The sequence below is a fragment of the Dyadobacter ginsengisoli DSM 21015 genome, from assembly GCF_059568735.1.
The window spans coordinates 400,160-415,091 of the sequence record NZ_JCANTY010000007.1; the positions used below are offsets into that span (position 1 = coordinate 400,160).

General features: G+C 51.0%; 15 protein-coding genes. All 15 read left to right on the plus strand.

Going from position 1 to position 14,932, the window contains the following annotated elements; translation table 11 throughout:
* Window position 1 precedes the first annotated feature (1 nt).
* The 15 genes from BP71_RS26500 to BP71_RS26570 all read left to right on the plus strand — a co-directional run bounded on the left by BP71_RS26500 (window position 2) and on the right by BP71_RS26570 (window position 14,839).
* On the plus strand, window positions 2-1,123 hold the full coding sequence (locus BP71_RS26500; protein WP_496384588.1) for a DmpA family aminopeptidase: 1,122 nt from the start codon (window positions 2-4) through the stop codon (window positions 1,121-1,123).
* 236 nt (window positions 1,124-1,359) lie between these two features.
* Window positions 1,360-2,010: a response regulator transcription factor gene (locus tag BP71_RS26505; RefSeq protein WP_496384589.1), complete on the plus strand. Its 651-nt coding sequence runs from the start codon at window positions 1,360-1,362 to the stop codon at window positions 2,008-2,010.
* A 104-nt stretch (window positions 2,011-2,114) separates the two neighbouring features.
* Window positions 2,115-2,339, plus strand: coding sequence for a response regulator transcription factor (locus tag BP71_RS26510; RefSeq protein ID WP_496384805.1), 225 nt, complete (start codon window positions 2,115-2,117; stop codon window positions 2,337-2,339).
* Between the two features lie 21 nt (window positions 2,340-2,360).
* Window positions 2,361-3,524, plus strand: coding sequence for a hypothetical protein (locus tag BP71_RS26515; RefSeq protein WP_496384590.1), 1,164 nt, complete (start codon window positions 2,361-2,363; stop codon window positions 3,522-3,524).
* 45 nt (window positions 3,525-3,569) lie between these two features.
* Complete coding sequence (locus BP71_RS26520; RefSeq protein ID WP_496384591.1) at window positions 3,570-4,514, plus strand: hypothetical protein; 945 nt, start codon at window positions 3,570-3,572, stop codon at window positions 4,512-4,514.
* Between the two features lie 56 nt (window positions 4,515-4,570).
* On the plus strand, window positions 4,571-7,054 hold the full coding sequence (locus tag BP71_RS26525; protein ID WP_496384592.1) for an ATP-dependent Clp protease ATP-binding subunit: 2,484 nt from the start codon (window positions 4,571-4,573) through the stop codon (window positions 7,052-7,054).
* Between the two features lie 39 nt (window positions 7,055-7,093).
* Window positions 7,094-7,561: a hypothetical protein gene (locus BP71_RS26530; protein WP_496384593.1), complete on the plus strand. Its 468-nt coding sequence runs from the start codon at window positions 7,094-7,096 to the stop codon at window positions 7,559-7,561.
* Window positions 7,562-7,633: 72 nt separating this feature from the next.
* Window positions 7,634-8,473, plus strand: coding sequence for a hypothetical protein (locus BP71_RS26535; protein ID WP_496384594.1), 840 nt, complete (start codon window positions 7,634-7,636; stop codon window positions 8,471-8,473).
* A gap of 69 nt (window positions 8,474-8,542) precedes the next feature.
* The gene (locus BP71_RS26540; RefSeq protein ID WP_496384595.1) at window positions 8,543-9,664 is read left to right on the plus strand and encodes a hypothetical protein; all 1,122 of its coding nucleotides are present in this window, start codon (window positions 8,543-8,545) and stop codon (window positions 9,662-9,664) included.
* Between the two features lie 44 nt (window positions 9,665-9,708).
* Window positions 9,709-10,539, plus strand: a complete 831-nt coding sequence (locus BP71_RS26545) for a fibronectin type III domain-containing protein (RefSeq protein ID WP_496384596.1) — start codon at window positions 9,709-9,711, stop codon at window positions 10,537-10,539.
* A gap of 9 nt (window positions 10,540-10,548) precedes the next feature.
* Complete coding sequence (locus tag BP71_RS26550) at window positions 10,549-11,667, plus strand: hypothetical protein (RefSeq protein WP_496384597.1); 1,119 nt, start codon at window positions 10,549-10,551, stop codon at window positions 11,665-11,667.
* Entirely contained in the window at window positions 11,664-12,974 is a 1,311-nt protein-coding gene (locus BP71_RS26555) for an OmpA family protein (protein ID WP_496384598.1), read from the plus strand. Before BP71_RS26550 ends, BP71_RS26555 begins: the two co-directional genes overlap by 4 nt.
* 16 nt (window positions 12,975-12,990) lie before the next feature.
* The gene (locus BP71_RS26560) at window positions 12,991-13,989 is read left to right on the plus strand and encodes a hypothetical protein (protein ID WP_496384599.1); all 999 of its coding nucleotides are present in this window, start codon (window positions 12,991-12,993) and stop codon (window positions 13,987-13,989) included.
* Window positions 13,990-14,055: 66 nt separating this feature from the next.
* Window positions 14,056-14,355, plus strand: coding sequence for a PAAR domain-containing protein (locus tag BP71_RS26565; RefSeq protein ID WP_496384600.1), 300 nt, complete (start codon window positions 14,056-14,058; stop codon window positions 14,353-14,355).
* A gap of 34 nt (window positions 14,356-14,389) precedes the next feature.
* Complete coding sequence (locus tag BP71_RS26570; protein WP_295925614.1) at window positions 14,390-14,839, plus strand: hypothetical protein; 450 nt, start codon at window positions 14,390-14,392, stop codon at window positions 14,837-14,839.
* Window positions 14,840-14,932: the final 93 nt, after the last annotated feature.

Sequence of the window (14,932 nt, forward strand, 5' to 3'; positions counted from 1 at the left end):
CATGAAGAAAGAAGTACTCTCCTTATTGCTGCTCGTGCCACTGTCGCTTGCCGCCCAGAAACGCCCCTGCGAAATGGGTATCAGGATCGGCGTACTGCCAACAGGTACATTAAATGCCATTACCGATGTGGCAGGTGTTAGGGTAGGGCAGATAACGCTTACGGAAGGTGCTGATGTGCGCACGGGCGTAACCGCCATCCTCCCGCACGAAGGCAATCTTTTTCAGCAAAAAGTGCAGGCAGCCATGTACATCGGTAATGGTTTTGGAAAAATGACCGGCTATTCACAGGTAGAAGAGCTCGGTACCATCGAATCTCCGATCGTTTTGACCAATACATTGAGCGTTCCTACCGCCGCCGACGCGATCATCGACTGGACTTTGGCGCTGAAAGGCAACGAAAATGTGAGATCGGTGAACCCGGTGGCAGGGGAAACGAACGATGGTTATCTCAACGATATCCGGGGAAGACATGTGCGGAAAGAACATGTACTCAATGCGCTGGCCCAGGCAGAGGGCGGCCCTGTAACGGAAGGGAACGTCGGCGCAGGCACGGGTACGGTCTGCTTTGGATGGAAAGGCGGTATCGGCACAGCCTCCCGCAAATTGCCTGAAAAATTAGGAGGATATACGATCGGCGTCCTGGTACAAACCAACTTTGGCGGTGTTCTGAAAGTAGACGGAGTACCGGTCGGCCAGGAGTTGGGCAAATATGCATTTAAGGAATCACTGGACAAGTCCTCGGACGGTTCCTGCATGATGGTACTCGCAACCGACGCCCCCTTGGATGCCAGGAACCTGAAAAGACTCGCGAAGCGCGCCATGCTGGGTATGGCGCAAACGGGCGGCATCGCGGCCAACGGTAGCGGCGACTATGTCATTGCATTTTCCACCGCCAACAAAGTACTGCACGAAACGGCAGAGCCGGTTTTCAGCTCCGGCTTCCTGCATAACGATTATGTCTCACCCCTCTTCATGGCTGCAATAGAAGCAACGGAAGAAGCGATCATCAATTCACTTTTTATGGCCCGGACTTCCGAGGGTACCCAGGGACACCGCGTGGAGGAGCTTCCCAAAGACAAAGTGATGGAAATCATGCGCAAATACGGCCGCGTCAAAGAATGACGAAAGAAATAGTTCGACGTATACGGTAAAAGGTCAGTGTAAACCCCTACGGGCTTCCCTTATATTTGAAGTAATGCAAACAATTAGTTAGGTTTTTTACCAGAAATGGCTAATTTTCAACATATTATGAAACCAGGTAATCTTACCTGGCTTTTCCTGTACTTTACCGTATTGACGGGACCTACCAAGGTAGATTAATTTTGGAGCGTAAATTCAAGTACTCAACCCCGACAAGTATGGAACATTCTACTACACACGCGTGTCTCGTTCACCCCCACCCCCTGGAATGCGAGGCGGTTGCAGAATGGCTGAGAAGAAGGTCTTACATTGAGCTGGTTGGTAAATGCAATAGTCTTGAGCAAATCACCCAGTTACCATACCTGAGAGAAATAGATATCGTAGTTGTATTTGCACATCACGCCGAAAAAACGGCCGATCAAATTCTGAAAATCCGTAAGCTTTACCCAAAACTAAAATTTCTGCTCCTCGCACCAAGCCCATCGGCCGACTCGGTCAGGGAAGTGGTACGTTCCGGCGTAAGCGGCTACATTGTTTTTGAGGCCGAACTCGATGAATGGGAACGTGCTATCCGCTCCGTTTCGGAAGGAAAAGTATATTACGGCCAGGAGGTTATGATAAAACTGGCCGAATCGTCGATGGAAAAATACATGCAGGAGCCGATTCCCTCCACCAGGGATTTTCTGAGTAAAAGAGAAGTAGAAATCCTGAGGCTCGTTGCCAGTGAATATTCAACCAACCGCATTGCCAGCGAGCTTTGCATCAGCGACAAAACCGTCGAAACACATCGCCGCAACCTGTTTCAGAAACTGGGGGTGAAAAACTCGGTAGGTCTCACGAAAATAGCCGTCCGAATGGGCGTAGTGTAGCTTTTCCACGTTTTGCATCGTGGGAAACCCTTAGAACATCCCCTCAAAACCACTAGTAAAATCAGGGTAAAAATCCATAAAATTCAGGGTATCTGCCGATTGAAATAGCGCGTCCACCGGAACACCTTTGTCTAAGTGTTTTAATTATGGAACTGACAAAGCGCGAAAAGGAAATCCTGGAATTGATCATGGACGAAATGAGCTCCAAAGAGATCGCCGAAAGGCTCCAGGTGAGTCTTTCGACGGTCGAGGCTTACCGCAGAAGTTTGTTCAGAAAATTTGGTGTACGCTCGGTGATAGGGCTGGTAAAAGCAGCCATGAAAATGTAACACTCGTAATTCCTGATTGGTATGACTGATATCCGCCGCATGGCTGTGAACTGGGTGGATGGGATGAAGATCTCACGGCAGCACTTTATCGAGACAGACCATTATCATACCGACCAGCTGCGTCGGGCACAGGCCGCGCTACTGACGCCGCTGAGCTACGGGCTGCTGCTCCCCGGGGATTCCGCCGATTCGCTGGTAATGCAGGTCCTGGGAGATGCAGGGCATCAGATCCGGATTCAGGTGGATTGCTGCCACGGTATTGCACCTGACGGAAGTTTGATAGAAGTAGAAGCAGCAGATGCATTGAGACTGGACACATCCCTGGCAGGCATTCTGGAACAGTACCGGCTGCCAATGATACAAAATATCGAAATATATATCGTTATCAGTGTGGGATTGTTCGAGAGGCTGCAGGTAGGAACTCCTTCCGAATCAGAGGTCCCGATCCGGCATCCTTACACCCTCCCTTCGTACCGGATCAACCTGGTACCTTCGGAAGTGTTTAACACGGCTCAGTGGAACGGGCCGGGGTTGGTGATCGGCAAACTCGGATATAGTAATTCTGAATTACGGGTAATGCATGACTTCATTCCTGCCTGCCGCTCCGTGAGGAGTCACAAAGGATTGCGGGAATGGCATGGAAAATGGATCAGCTGTCTGAACGACATCGAGTTATATTCCTTCAGGATCTTGCAAAAAATCAAAACAAAAAGCCAGAAGAACACCTTGTCCGACAGTGTGCAGATGCTGGTGGAAAGGTTGGTCAGCGTGTTGACAATGGTGAATATCGGGTTTCAAAGACTTATTCTCTTTGAACCACCGATCAACATGGTCGTGACCATGATTCAGGTTGCCCAAAGTATCCGTGTTGCAATGGAGTGTCTGACAGACCGGGAAAAGGAAGAATTGCTGGGGTATTTGGGCGAATGGGCTGACGATTCGCCGGGTAGTATCGAAAAGCAGCTGTTATCGGTTATCCAGGTAACCTACGATCACAACGAAGCACTGCCCTGTCTGCGAACGATCGATGGCTTTTACAACATGTGGACGACGCTGTTCCTGAAATTAAGTCAACTCGAATTCATAGGCAAACGCAAAGGACAACAGGTATTCATCATAGAAAGTCCGGTTCACGAACCGCCCGTTCAGCCCGAAAAAGCAAAATCCCGATGGAGTCCCCTTTAACCCTGGGCTTGAAGCCCAGAGCCCACGAGCATACCAGCAAAAGCAATGGAACCAGTCAATAAAAATCAGCGGAAATCAGCGATCGGAAGGTTCGTAGGCATGTATGTGCTCTCTCTCACGTTCCCGATCGCAGGCGTGTTCCTACTGATGCGTGTGCCCGGCTCCGTGGCGGCTTCGGAGGCGAAACGGTACAGGGAGATCGTGGAAGAGCAAAAACCCATGTTGGTCGACACCGATACGCTCAGCCAGATTTCCCGGAAACTGATTCAATTGGACGGGCAGTACAGCAGTGCAACCGACGAAATGGCTAAGGCAACCGCCCGAACGCAATTGGTTGATATCGAAAGCCGGATCAATAGTATTATGAGCCATTTCAATAACCTGGCCGCCAGCGCGGTCCATGAGCAGAACAAGAGATTGTCGACCGGTATCGCCAAACTCACAGAGGCACTGGTCACCTACCGCCAGACGATCGGTGAGCTCCGGCGCACACTGGATAGTAAGGGCATCGATATGCAGGTGGTGAATGACTTAAGGAATCAGATCAATATGAAAGATCTGGAAATTAAAGGCATGGAACGGCAGCTTCTCGCCGCCGCCGCGAGTGGCGGCGGGGGTGGGGGGGGTGGCGGGGGCGGAGGTGCCGACAAAGAACTACAGGCAAAACTCGCTACCCTCCAGCGTGACCTGGACAACTGCCGGACATCCAAATCCGGTAGCAGCGATGTGGCAGCGATTCAGCGGCAGCTGGATGAATGCCTCGCAGCCAGAAGCGGCACCGCTGTTACCTATCGGGAGTGGCTCAGGTATTCAGAAGCGGAAGGTTACTACCAGCTGTTGACGCAGGGTAATCTCAGAAAAAATGACCGGAAAGTCTACTATGATCAGGCCAAGCAAATATTCGACGGATTGCAGGTATCTACCGCCAATAAGGAAATGAAGGCCAAAACAATGGAAAGGCTGCTTGCTTTACAGAAAAATCAGCCATAGAAACCATCCCATTCCCACCAGCTGACTGAAATATTCCATCCCTATTTATCCATCCCATGCAAACCGAAGCTCTCAGATACGCGATTACGATCGCACAGTCGCTGGCGCGCGAATACCGTCAGGAACGGTATGGACCGGCCCATTTGCTGATGGGCTTACTGCACAATGACGTGGGGCTCGCGTCGGAGCTTCTGATGGCCGGCAAGGATCTGCCTTATCTCCGCGACTGGGCTGAGGTCCGCCTGGAAGAAAGCCCCAAATCGGTGCGGGTACCTGAGATACCTTCCCCCGATAACCCGGCCACAGCCGTTTTGGAACTTGCCGACCTTATTGCATTACAACTCAACGTTGACGCCAATCCGCTGACCGCACTGGCGGCCATTCTGAAGCCAGGCGTTGGGTTCTCAACTGACCAGCTGAAATCGTTGCCTATCACCCAGAAGGAGGCATTGGCCATGCAAACCCAGCCCGCAGCTATGTCGAATGGGGATGCCGACACTACCACCTCCAAACCTGCTCTCAAACCAGGAGCAACCACAACCGGCAACAGCTACCTTGAAAAATATACTTCTGATAAGACCCAAAGAGCTATCGAGGGTAAAATCGACGCCATTATTGGCCGTGACCGGGAAATCCGTCAGATGGCGGAAATTCTGGGCAGGCGTAGTAAGCCTAATATGATTCTGACCGGAGAGCCCGGTGTCGGCAAATCGGCATTGGTAGAAGGGTTTTCCAAACTCATTGCCGAAAAGAAAGTCCCACAGCTACTGCATAACGCGCGTCTTCTGGAACTGGACACCGGTGCCCTGGTTGCCGGAGCGTCCTACAAAGGTGAAATAGAAGAACGCCTGAAAGGCATTTTGAATGAAATAAAAGGGTTTGACAAAGCCATCCTGTTCATTGATGAAATTCACATGCTTCTCGATCCGAAAGGTTCGATAGGCGCAGGGGTAGCCCAGTTACTCAAACCGGAACTGGCACGGGGCGAACTCACGTTAATCGGCGCTACCACTCCTGAAGAATACCGGAAATACATTGAAAAAGACGAAGCTTTTTCACGCAGGTTCGAAATCCTGCATGTAGAAGAACCCGACGAGGCAACAGCCACCCGCATGATCGAACACATGCTCCCCGCTTACGAAGCACATCATGGCCTGAAAGTAGCCCAGGGTGCCACAGCCGAAGCCGTAAAACTCGCAAAACGGTACATCAAAGAACGCCGGTTGCCAGACGTAGCACTCGATCTCCTGGACCGTACCATGGCGGCAATGCGCCTAATGGACGAGGTTTCCGAAAACGAACTCGTCACATTACAAACCGATCTCGATGCGTTGATGGCCGTAGATGAAAGCGAGCGAATCCATGAGCTCCGGTGGTTTGCGAAGCAACTCCCCAACCGCCTCAGTCCCCTGCTTACCGGAAGACTGGACAAAAATGGCGACTCCGAACTCGAAACACCGGAGGGCATTCACGAACAACTCAATGCCAAGCTGGACGCGCTCCGGCAATTGGCAACCCAACGTTCGGATTCGATTGGTAAAAATGAGATAGCTGCGATCATCTCCCATAAAACAGGTATCCCGCTGGGCAAGCTGCAAAGCTCCGAAAGGGATAAACTGCTGGGGATCGACGAAGTACTCAAGAAAAGAGTAGTAGGACAGGATCAGGCGGTGAAAGCATTGAGTGAAGCTATCCTGGAATCCCGTTCGGGGCTCATAAAGGCCGGACAGCCTATCGGTTCCTTCTTTCTGCTCGGACCTACGGGAACCGGGAAGACGGAGATAGCTAAGGCGCTAGCCGACTTCCTGTTCAACGATGAGTCCTTCCTGATCCGTTTTGATATGTCCGAATTCAAGGAAGAGCACTCAGCCGCATTGCTTTACGGTGCCCCTCCCGGATATGTAGGTTACGAGGAAGGCGGGCTATTGGTCAACAAGATCCGCCAGAAACCCTACTCAGTTGTATTGTTTGACGAAATAGAAAAAGCACATCCATCGGTTTTCGATCTCTTTTTACAAATCCTGGATGAAGGCAAGTTGCATGACCGGCTGGGCAAGGAAGGTGATTTTTCCAATGCAGTAATCCTCTTTACTTCCAACATCGGCCAGGAACACATTGTACAAGAGTTCAATAAAGGCGGTTCACCGCAATCATCCGATCTGATGGAGATCATGGCTAAATATTTCCGTCCTGAATTCCTGGCGCGTCTTACAGAGATCGTCCCTTTTGCGCCTATTTCGGAGGATAATGTTGTCAAAATCTTCGACATTCATTTGCGCAGCCTGACTGATCTGCTTCAAAAACAGGGCATTACCTTAAACATAACGCCCGAAGCCCGAAAAAGCATCGCGATGCAGGGTTTCACACCGAGGTATGGTGTCAGGCCATTGAAAGGAGTGATCCGAAACTTACTAAGGCGCCCCATCAGCAGGATGATCATCTCAGGGGAGGTCGCGAAAAACTCGGTGATCGGACTGAGTACCGGTTCCGACGGGGAAGTCTGCTGGGATGTACACCAGGCAGAAGAAGTACTTGAATAGCGTAATTCCAACTTACTATCCACACCTTCCAATATTAAAATGAGTGCATTAGGAAACACAGTGGCGCAATTTGCCGAAACAAACATGGGCAGCCAGGTAGGTAACGGTGAATGCTGGACACTGGCCGAGCGCGCACTGCAGAACGCGGGCGCCAGAACATCCACGGAGATCATGGGCCGCATCGGCGCCGATGCTAATTATGTGTGGGGCGATGCCGTTGCGATGGGCAGCCTCGAAGTCGGCGACATCATACAGTTCCGGAACTATACCTATCGCTTCAACCGGTCCGACGGATCCTGGAACGAGGAATCGCGTCCGCATCACACAGCCATAGTAGCGGCGGTCGTCAGTGCCGGCGTAGTAGATGTTTTTGAATGCAATGTCAATGGCAGCAGAAATGTACAAAGGAACCGTCTCTACCTGCAAACGGGCGCAATTTCAGGCGGAGGCGTAACGGTTTCGGGGCAAATGTGGTATTACCGGCCTCAGCCCAGACAGACCACCTGACCCATACATATGGCAAACAGTTATCCATCCCGGTATTCCGTTTAAACGGTTCGTACCTCAAAAAGAAACATTATGCACATCCACCTGTTCAGAAACGCAAGGCGCTGGGACTCCTGCCTCATCCCTATCGACGACACGACCTTCGGAATGCTGTTGCAATTCAAGGTCCACCTGGTTCGTGTGGAGCCAACCACCCGGTTTTTCCGGCCAGACACTTATGCAACCGGAAACGGCACGCTTCACGATCTGTACGGCACATTCCATCTGGAACCCTGGCCGGATCAGGAATGGGAAGCATATAAAAGAAGGTTTGTGGAGGTTGTGCAACGGCACTGGAGCGACAGATTTATCCTCGACCCCAATAAAGCCTGGTATGTGCCGCGCAGAACAGCCGCTCCGAATAATGCGACCATTCAATGCGGCCTATCCATCCAGCTGGTTGAAAGCGCGGCCCAGGCCCATCAGACATTCCGGATCATCCATCCGCGGGAAACTACATTCCGTTCTTATGTAGAAGAGCAAAACCGGTCGGGGCTTTTCACCCATCTGGATCTCGAATCGCATTGGAACAACCGTCAAACCCGGGTGGGCGCCGCCATGCATAGCGTCGATTTCCTGCAAACCACTATCAACCACGAATTTGGTCATACCCTGGGTCTCGACCACGTCAGGGGAGCGGGCAACAGCGACACCCATTACGGTGTTACGCTCGACGAGCGCGAAAATCAGATGGGAATGGGCGGTTTGCTGACAGGCCGGCACGCACAGCCCTGGATCACACGCCTGCGTACACACCTGATCCCACAGACGCATTACGACAGTACCGTCACTTTCCGCGGACGGGTAGCAACCCCGCAGCTGATCGAATACTGGGACAATGACTGGCAGCCGGCTACGTCGGCCGCTTCCTGAGCCTATTAAAAATGTAAATCGCCGAATCTAGCCATTCAAGCAATGCAAAGGTTAATCAGTTTTTTTCTCATGACGGGTCTTACCCTGCTACTGGGCGCATGCAATATGTTCGCTCCGGTAGATCCGCTGACGCCCGCAGTCTCCGAGGTGAGCGTAGTGCAAGTTTGGACATCGGGTGCAGTAGTGAGGGGAAAAATCGACAATCTCGATCCTAAAAATAGCCGACAAGAGAAAAAAAGCGGCAAAATCCTGGAATATGGTTTTGTGTATGCCACACAGAACCAGCCGACCCTTGAAGGAGGAACCGTCATCAAGGTGGGTGAGGACAATCCTGTCACCCCGTTTGAGTTTGAAAGGGATATCACCCGGCTCACGGTACTGACGACCTATTACGTTTGTGTTTATGCCAGAAACCAAGGCGGAGGTGTCGGATACGGACCGGTCGCTACATTCAAAACGGATGATTATGTTTTCGGTGAACTGGCGCTTGGAAAAGTAACCACTACATCGAAAGTGTCCGCTGACGTCGTGGTCAACATCTTATCGCTGGGTAATGCATCCATTACTTCTTTCGGCGTGTGCTATTCATCCACTAATACCACACCTACCACGAAGGACAGCCGGTCGGAAATAGGCCAGAAAGCGGTAAAAGGTAGCTTCACCGCCAACCTAAGCGGACTCGCAGCCGGGACGACCTACTATGCCCGGGCATTTGCCATTACATTGGGCGGCATCATTTACAGCGATGCGGTGACAGCCTTCAATTTGGGAGAACCGTCCGTCTTTACCCCCAAAAAATCCTTTACGATGTCCTACTCCAACCCTTATGACCTGGATCTGGGAGAATTGATATCTCAAAACGGGTCCGACGATATGTGGTGGTACCCCTACAACGATAGACCCGGTATCTATCCCAAGAATGGTGCAAGGTTTGCAGTATTGGGCAAGGTGAACTTTGACCAGGTCAGATATACCGACCTTACCCGCGCTAACCTGTCCACGAATTTCATTAACGGCAGCTACACGGATACCAAGGCTAATCAACTGGCAAATGGTACTGTGATCGCTTTCGTCACCAATCAGGGCCGGTATGGCAAGATGATCATCGACGCCCACGGGGAAGATCGTCCGGTTGGTTCGGCCAATGGCGGTGACATGGAAGTAACCATTCTAACTTATGACAAACAGTAACGTATACATACGTGCGTAAGGTAAAACGACTAAGGGAAAACCCCATGAAAAATTGGCTGTTCAAAAGCTCGGTATTGTTGCTGGCTGTGAATCTGCAGACATGCAATATGTTTACTCCGGTAGATCCGCTCCCGCCTGCCTTCTCAAAACTGGAAGTTGTGGATGTAAAGCGGAACGAGGTTACGGTGAGCGGTACTATTAAGGATCCCGACAGTAAAAACGACCGTCAGCAGAAAAAAAGCGGCGTGATCCTCGAATATGGCCTGATTTATGGAACTACTGCGGCATTGGACATCGAAAAAAATAACGTCGTAAAACTGGGTGACAAGCCAAATCAGACTCCTGTTTCCATTCAAAACCAGAAATTGGGCGGACTCCAGACGGACACGCAATACTACATTGCGCTATATGCACGGAACGAGGGAGGCGGGATCGCGTACAGTGAAATCCTGAACATCAAAACGACTGTATTGCCCACCATTGCAGCCACACGCAATTCGGAGAAGATACCCACTACGAACGGATCAATCCCGTACGACCTGGATGCAGGGCGCGTGGTGACGGCAGGCGATTCAAAAGCAGACGTGTCTGTGAGCTGGTTTTCGATTTCCGGACGAGGCACAGTGATCGAGATTGCTCCGGTCGGCAATATTCAGTTCAAAAACCTGGGTGTGGCCGACTACAGCAAACTCACTTACCTCGACCTGGTGCGCATAGGGGATTACAGCACTACCCCTATTTCTTACCTGGTCAACGCCGCATCCGCTAATACGGTAATCGCATTCAAAACCGGCGAAGGCAGATATGGCAAATGGCGGATAGAAACGATTTCCGGTAATGAGATGACAATGAGCCTGATCGCTTATGATAACTAAAGGTGTATTATGATGAAGCTTTATACATTTCTGCTGGTACTCTTAGCAGTCGAGGCAATCGCCCAGGACCGGATCTGGCTGGACAACGGCAATCCTGTTCAGGCGAAACTCAGCCGGGCCATGGATAGTAAACTCGAATGGATCGCTTCCGACGGCATTCCGAGGATCTATCACAGGAAGCGCTTTCTGGTCGTTTTCTCCTCAAGCGGGCAGTTTATGGTTATTTCCGAACTCAACGAAAGCGCTAATAAAGCCCAGTCCCAGATCGAGGCGTTTTACAAAGCGCCGCCGAGGAACGTCAGCCAGGACCTGATCATCAAGAGCGTTCCCCTGACTGTAATTACCGGTAACATTTCCTATGAAAGTGACGACGTGATCAATTACCTGACAGCCGAAGGGAATGCTGCATCCATCAACAAAGAAGAGGTCGCGACAGTTATTTACCGCGACGGTCGTCATGAAATTCTTCGGGATGTGGTGGATGTGGCCCCTTTGCTGGCATTAGCACACAAAGAAATCGAAAAGAGGGAAAGGGAAATCGTAAGAAAAGAGCAGGATAATCCTCAGAACCAGACCACTATAAAAAAGGATCCTCCGCCCGCTCCAAAAGAACAAACCAAACCATTCCTGACGGACATCGAGTACAAGGAATACAGTGCAAAAGGAATCCGACGGGTCGATGAATTCACATCTTACCTGCGCATAATCGGCGATAAAACCCAGAAATCGGAAGAGAAAAACAAAGCAGTCCAGCAGGCACTGAGCCTGTTTGAACCTCAGGCAACGGTGGCGGTAAGCTCCGCCAAAGGTGTCAAGAAATATCCGGTGAAGGAATATCTCAACCGGTTGAAATTGCTGCCTTATGCCAAGATCAATATTACCTGGAATGAAGTCAAATACGTGAGCGAGCTTAAACAGGAAGCCGACGGAAATTACTATGGGATCATCGCGGGGCAGCAGGTTTTTGAAGGCTATGCTGCCAATGGGAAAGTGGCTTACGGGGACATTACGAAAAAGAACATTCGCGTGAAACTCGAATCGTATCAGAAAACCATCGATGGCAAGGATACGGTTAACTGGGAGGTATTACTAGGCAATATAGGGATTGAAACCAACGAGGGACAATGAAAAACCGGTTTTACATCATCCTGCTGCTGTTTGAGGTAACAATTACTTCACTCTACGGGCAATGCGGTTTTCTGGCCGGCAGGATCACCGACATCGCAGGATCGTCGCCCCTGGCGGCTAGCCTCTCGGCCAAAACTGAGCAAGGTAAGCAGCGGCTTGGCAAATCGGATAGCCTCGGGCTCTTCAACGTCGAAATGCCATGTAATGCACTTGAACTGACGATTGAATCCCCGCAGTTCCAGACGCAGCATATCCCGGTCAATACCGACGGAAAGACAGAAGGCACATTCTTTATTTCGATAACCATGATGCCGTTAGGCAAACAGACGAGCGACGAACCCTATGCCCAATCAGAACAAAAGCACTTTGAGTTGAAAGACTCGCTGAAAGCTGTTACTTCCATTATCAGACGGATCGAGGTAAAGGATGCCATGTCGAATCAGCCCCTTTCGGCTGAGATTTGTCTTTACTATACCCAAAAGCAGAAAAAGGATTGTTTCGGACTGACTTCATCGCGACCAACCGCTGAAATTGTCTTCACGGAAAAAGACATCGTGGCCGTCGAAGTGAAATCTGCTGGTTACCAGTCCTACAATGGCAACCTGATTCTGGACAAGACAGACCAGGAACCCAGAACTTACCTGATCAAGCTCAACCGCCAGCGAACCATTCTGTCCCTTAATATTCTTAACGCCAGGCCAGGGGCATTATGCAGGCTATGGGCCGACGGCCAGACAGAAATAGAGGTGAACAAGGTCAATGAGGGGCATTATTTTGCAGAACTCATCCCGGGCAGAAGCTACAAATTTGGCATTGTTCCCGCACCCGACCAACCGGAATTCGTGACCGCGATGGCTTCGCTGAAAGAAGGAATCACTTTCAAAACACTTCGCATTCCCGACCGGCCACCAGCGGCAGCAATACCAGCCGCCATTCCCGTGATGAGAGGGTTTACGGTCACCGACAAAACGCTCTATTTTCCGAGGAGCGACTACAAACTGCCCGCGCAATCCAGAACCTACCTGGACTCCGTGGCCGCTTACATCCTTGAAAACAAAAGCAAAGGCCTGCGTATAACCGGCCATACCGACAATGTGGGGAATCCCGATCTCAACCTCACATTATCCGAATACCGTGTCCGGGTGATTTCGAGGTACCTGATCGGAAAAGGTGTTCCGGAAAGGCTGATTGCAGCGGAAGGTGTCGGAAGCAAGTTCCCCGTCCGTCCCAACGATAGCGAGGAAAACCGGCGTATGAACCGGCGCGTGGAAGTCCAGATCATTGATTTAGAGCAAAAGAGCAATTGAAAACATGATAACGGGAATGAAAAAGTTTACAAGTTTCAAATTGTGGCTGGCCTTGTTGGCAGCAGGTATTTGGTTTACTACACACCATGCACAAGCGCAGGTACTCACCCGCAGGGATGCGGACGAGATCCGGGTGCTGGCGCGCGAGCGGGTTAAAGGGCTCAATGATCTGCTCAATGCGATCGCCAATGAAGACCTGAGCAACTACGAGCGTCGCTACCTGATGATGAACAGTTACATGCCCAGCAATGATCAGATTTTCATCAACGACGGTGTGATCGTGGAAGACGACATAGATCCGAAGCACAAAACCAGTGCACCGGGCCTGGACACCCCTATTGAAAAGTACCTCAGCAATTTTGACCTGTTTTACACCAAATCAGAAACCAATACCATTGAATTCACGAACCTCGTGGTGTCTGATGTAAAAGTGGATAAATATCCCTTTGTAAAAGTGTTCTACACACAGCAATTCAAAGGAAAAAGCAATAAGGACAACACGCCCTATCAACCCATCACCCGTGTCGCGGAACTGAGAGCGGATAAGTCGGGCAACGACTGGATCGTGTATCTCACCCGCATAGCATTCAACTCATCGGATATTGCGAAATCGGTCCCCGTCAGTCCGAAACCGTCGGCGACCTATGACTCGCTTCAGCGCAAAAAAGAGCCGGTCGTAAGCAAAGCCTCTGACCGCAAGCCCGTCGCCTCCCCCGAAGACACCAAGGAAGGGGAGCGGGTATTCAAAGAGCTGAACAAGCCCAACCAGGCGGCCATACAGAATGCCCGCAAATGGGGCGCAATTAAACTCGGCGCCGGCGTGGCAGCGCTCGCGTTCGGAGCAGTGACATACAGCATGCTTAATAAGGATTACAAGGACTATAAGAAGCGCATCGACAATCCCGAAGGTTTGACCAGCTACGCCAAACCGGGCATTTACGTTTCGGTGGGCGCCATGGCCGTAGGTCTGGGCGTGTCACTCACCTCGATTTTCGACTTCAAAAAAGCGAAGTAGCAATTCAAAGTAATCAAATACAACCCCGCTGAAAGCCGAATGCCGACAGCCGAAAGCCTAGCAACCATGTCCCAGCCAGCAGCAAGAGTAGGTGATATGCACGTATGCCCGATGGTAACGCCGGGAACCCCGCCTGTACCGCATGTGGGCGGTCCCGTGCTGCCCCCGGGTACCCCCACTGTACTCATAGGTGGGCAGCCGGCCGCCTGCGCCGGAGATATGTGCGTGTGTACCGGCCCGCCCGACGCGATTGCAATGGGCTCCACCACGGTGCTCATTGGCGGTAAACCGGCAGCCCGCATGGGCGACAGTACCGTTCATGGCGGTAGCATCGTGGCAGGTTGCCCCACAGTTTTGATCGGTTAGTAACAACAGTATTTACTCTTAATCATATACAACTATGTTCAACTACGGAATAGGCGGTAATGAACGCAAGATTGATCAATCCAGTGAAGGGATTGCTGATATTCCCCAAAACCGGACCCTTTTTGCTACGCAACTGACGGGCGATCCGTCGCCCCGGCCGGAGATCGTTTATGACCTCAAAACCACGGAAGAAGTATTCGCCCATTACCAACCCGAAGCAGAGGTCGAATTCATCACATCGGATGGCAGTTTTATCAATGAAAATCTGCGGTTCAAAAATCTCGGGGACTTCGGAAAGAAGGGAATTATCGCACAAAGTGCATTCCTGCAGGACCTCGACGCCCGCAATGAAGCCTATCAACAGGTGGTAAGGCACCTCAAAGTGAATAAGATCCTGAAAGCAGCATTGGAAAAACCCGAAGCCAAGGCCGCATTACTAGGCGTGTTTCAAACGCTGATCAATGAATTAGAGGAAGCTGGGTAGCGCTCAGAGTTAATGATTAAATGACTGAATACCTCCGGTTGGAGTGTGGCAGGTCATTCAAAAAAACGAACACCTATTCGGCCACTTATTCAT

Coding starts and splice junctions, on each gene's coding strand:
- BP71_RS26500 (WP_496384588.1), top strand. CDS start 2: ATGAAGAAAGAAGTACTCTCCTTATTGCTGCTCGTGCCACTGTCGCTT.
- BP71_RS26505 (WP_496384589.1), top strand. CDS start 1,360: ATGGAACATTCTACTACACACGCGTGTCTCGTTCACCCCCACCCCCTG.
- BP71_RS26515 (WP_496384590.1), top strand. CDS start 2,361: ATGACTGATATCCGCCGCATGGCTGTGAACTGGGTGGATGGGATGAAG.
- BP71_RS26520 (WP_496384591.1), top strand. CDS start 3,570: ATGGAACCAGTCAATAAAAATCAGCGGAAATCAGCGATCGGAAGGTTC.
- BP71_RS26525 (WP_496384592.1), top strand. CDS start 4,571: ATGCAAACCGAAGCTCTCAGATACGCGATTACGATCGCACAGTCGCTG.
- BP71_RS26530 (WP_496384593.1), top strand. CDS start 7,094: ATGAGTGCATTAGGAAACACAGTGGCGCAATTTGCCGAAACAAACATG.
- BP71_RS26535 (WP_496384594.1), top strand. CDS start 7,634: ATGCACATCCACCTGTTCAGAAACGCAAGGCGCTGGGACTCCTGCCTC.
- BP71_RS26540 (WP_496384595.1), top strand. CDS start 8,543: ATGACGGGTCTTACCCTGCTACTGGGCGCATGCAATATGTTCGCTCCG.
- BP71_RS26545 (WP_496384596.1), top strand. CDS start 9,709: ATGAAAAATTGGCTGTTCAAAAGCTCGGTATTGTTGCTGGCTGTGAAT.
- BP71_RS26550 (WP_496384597.1), top strand. CDS start 10,549: ATGATGAAGCTTTATACATTTCTGCTGGTACTCTTAGCAGTCGAGGCA.
- BP71_RS26555 (WP_496384598.1), top strand. CDS start 11,664: ATGAAAAACCGGTTTTACATCATCCTGCTGCTGTTTGAGGTAACAATT.
- BP71_RS26560 (WP_496384599.1), top strand. CDS start 12,991: ATGAAAAAGTTTACAAGTTTCAAATTGTGGCTGGCCTTGTTGGCAGCA.
- BP71_RS26565 (WP_496384600.1), top strand. CDS start 14,056: ATGTCCCAGCCAGCAGCAAGAGTAGGTGATATGCACGTATGCCCGATG.
- BP71_RS26570 (WP_295925614.1), top strand. CDS start 14,390: ATGTTCAACTACGGAATAGGCGGTAATGAACGCAAGATTGATCAATCC.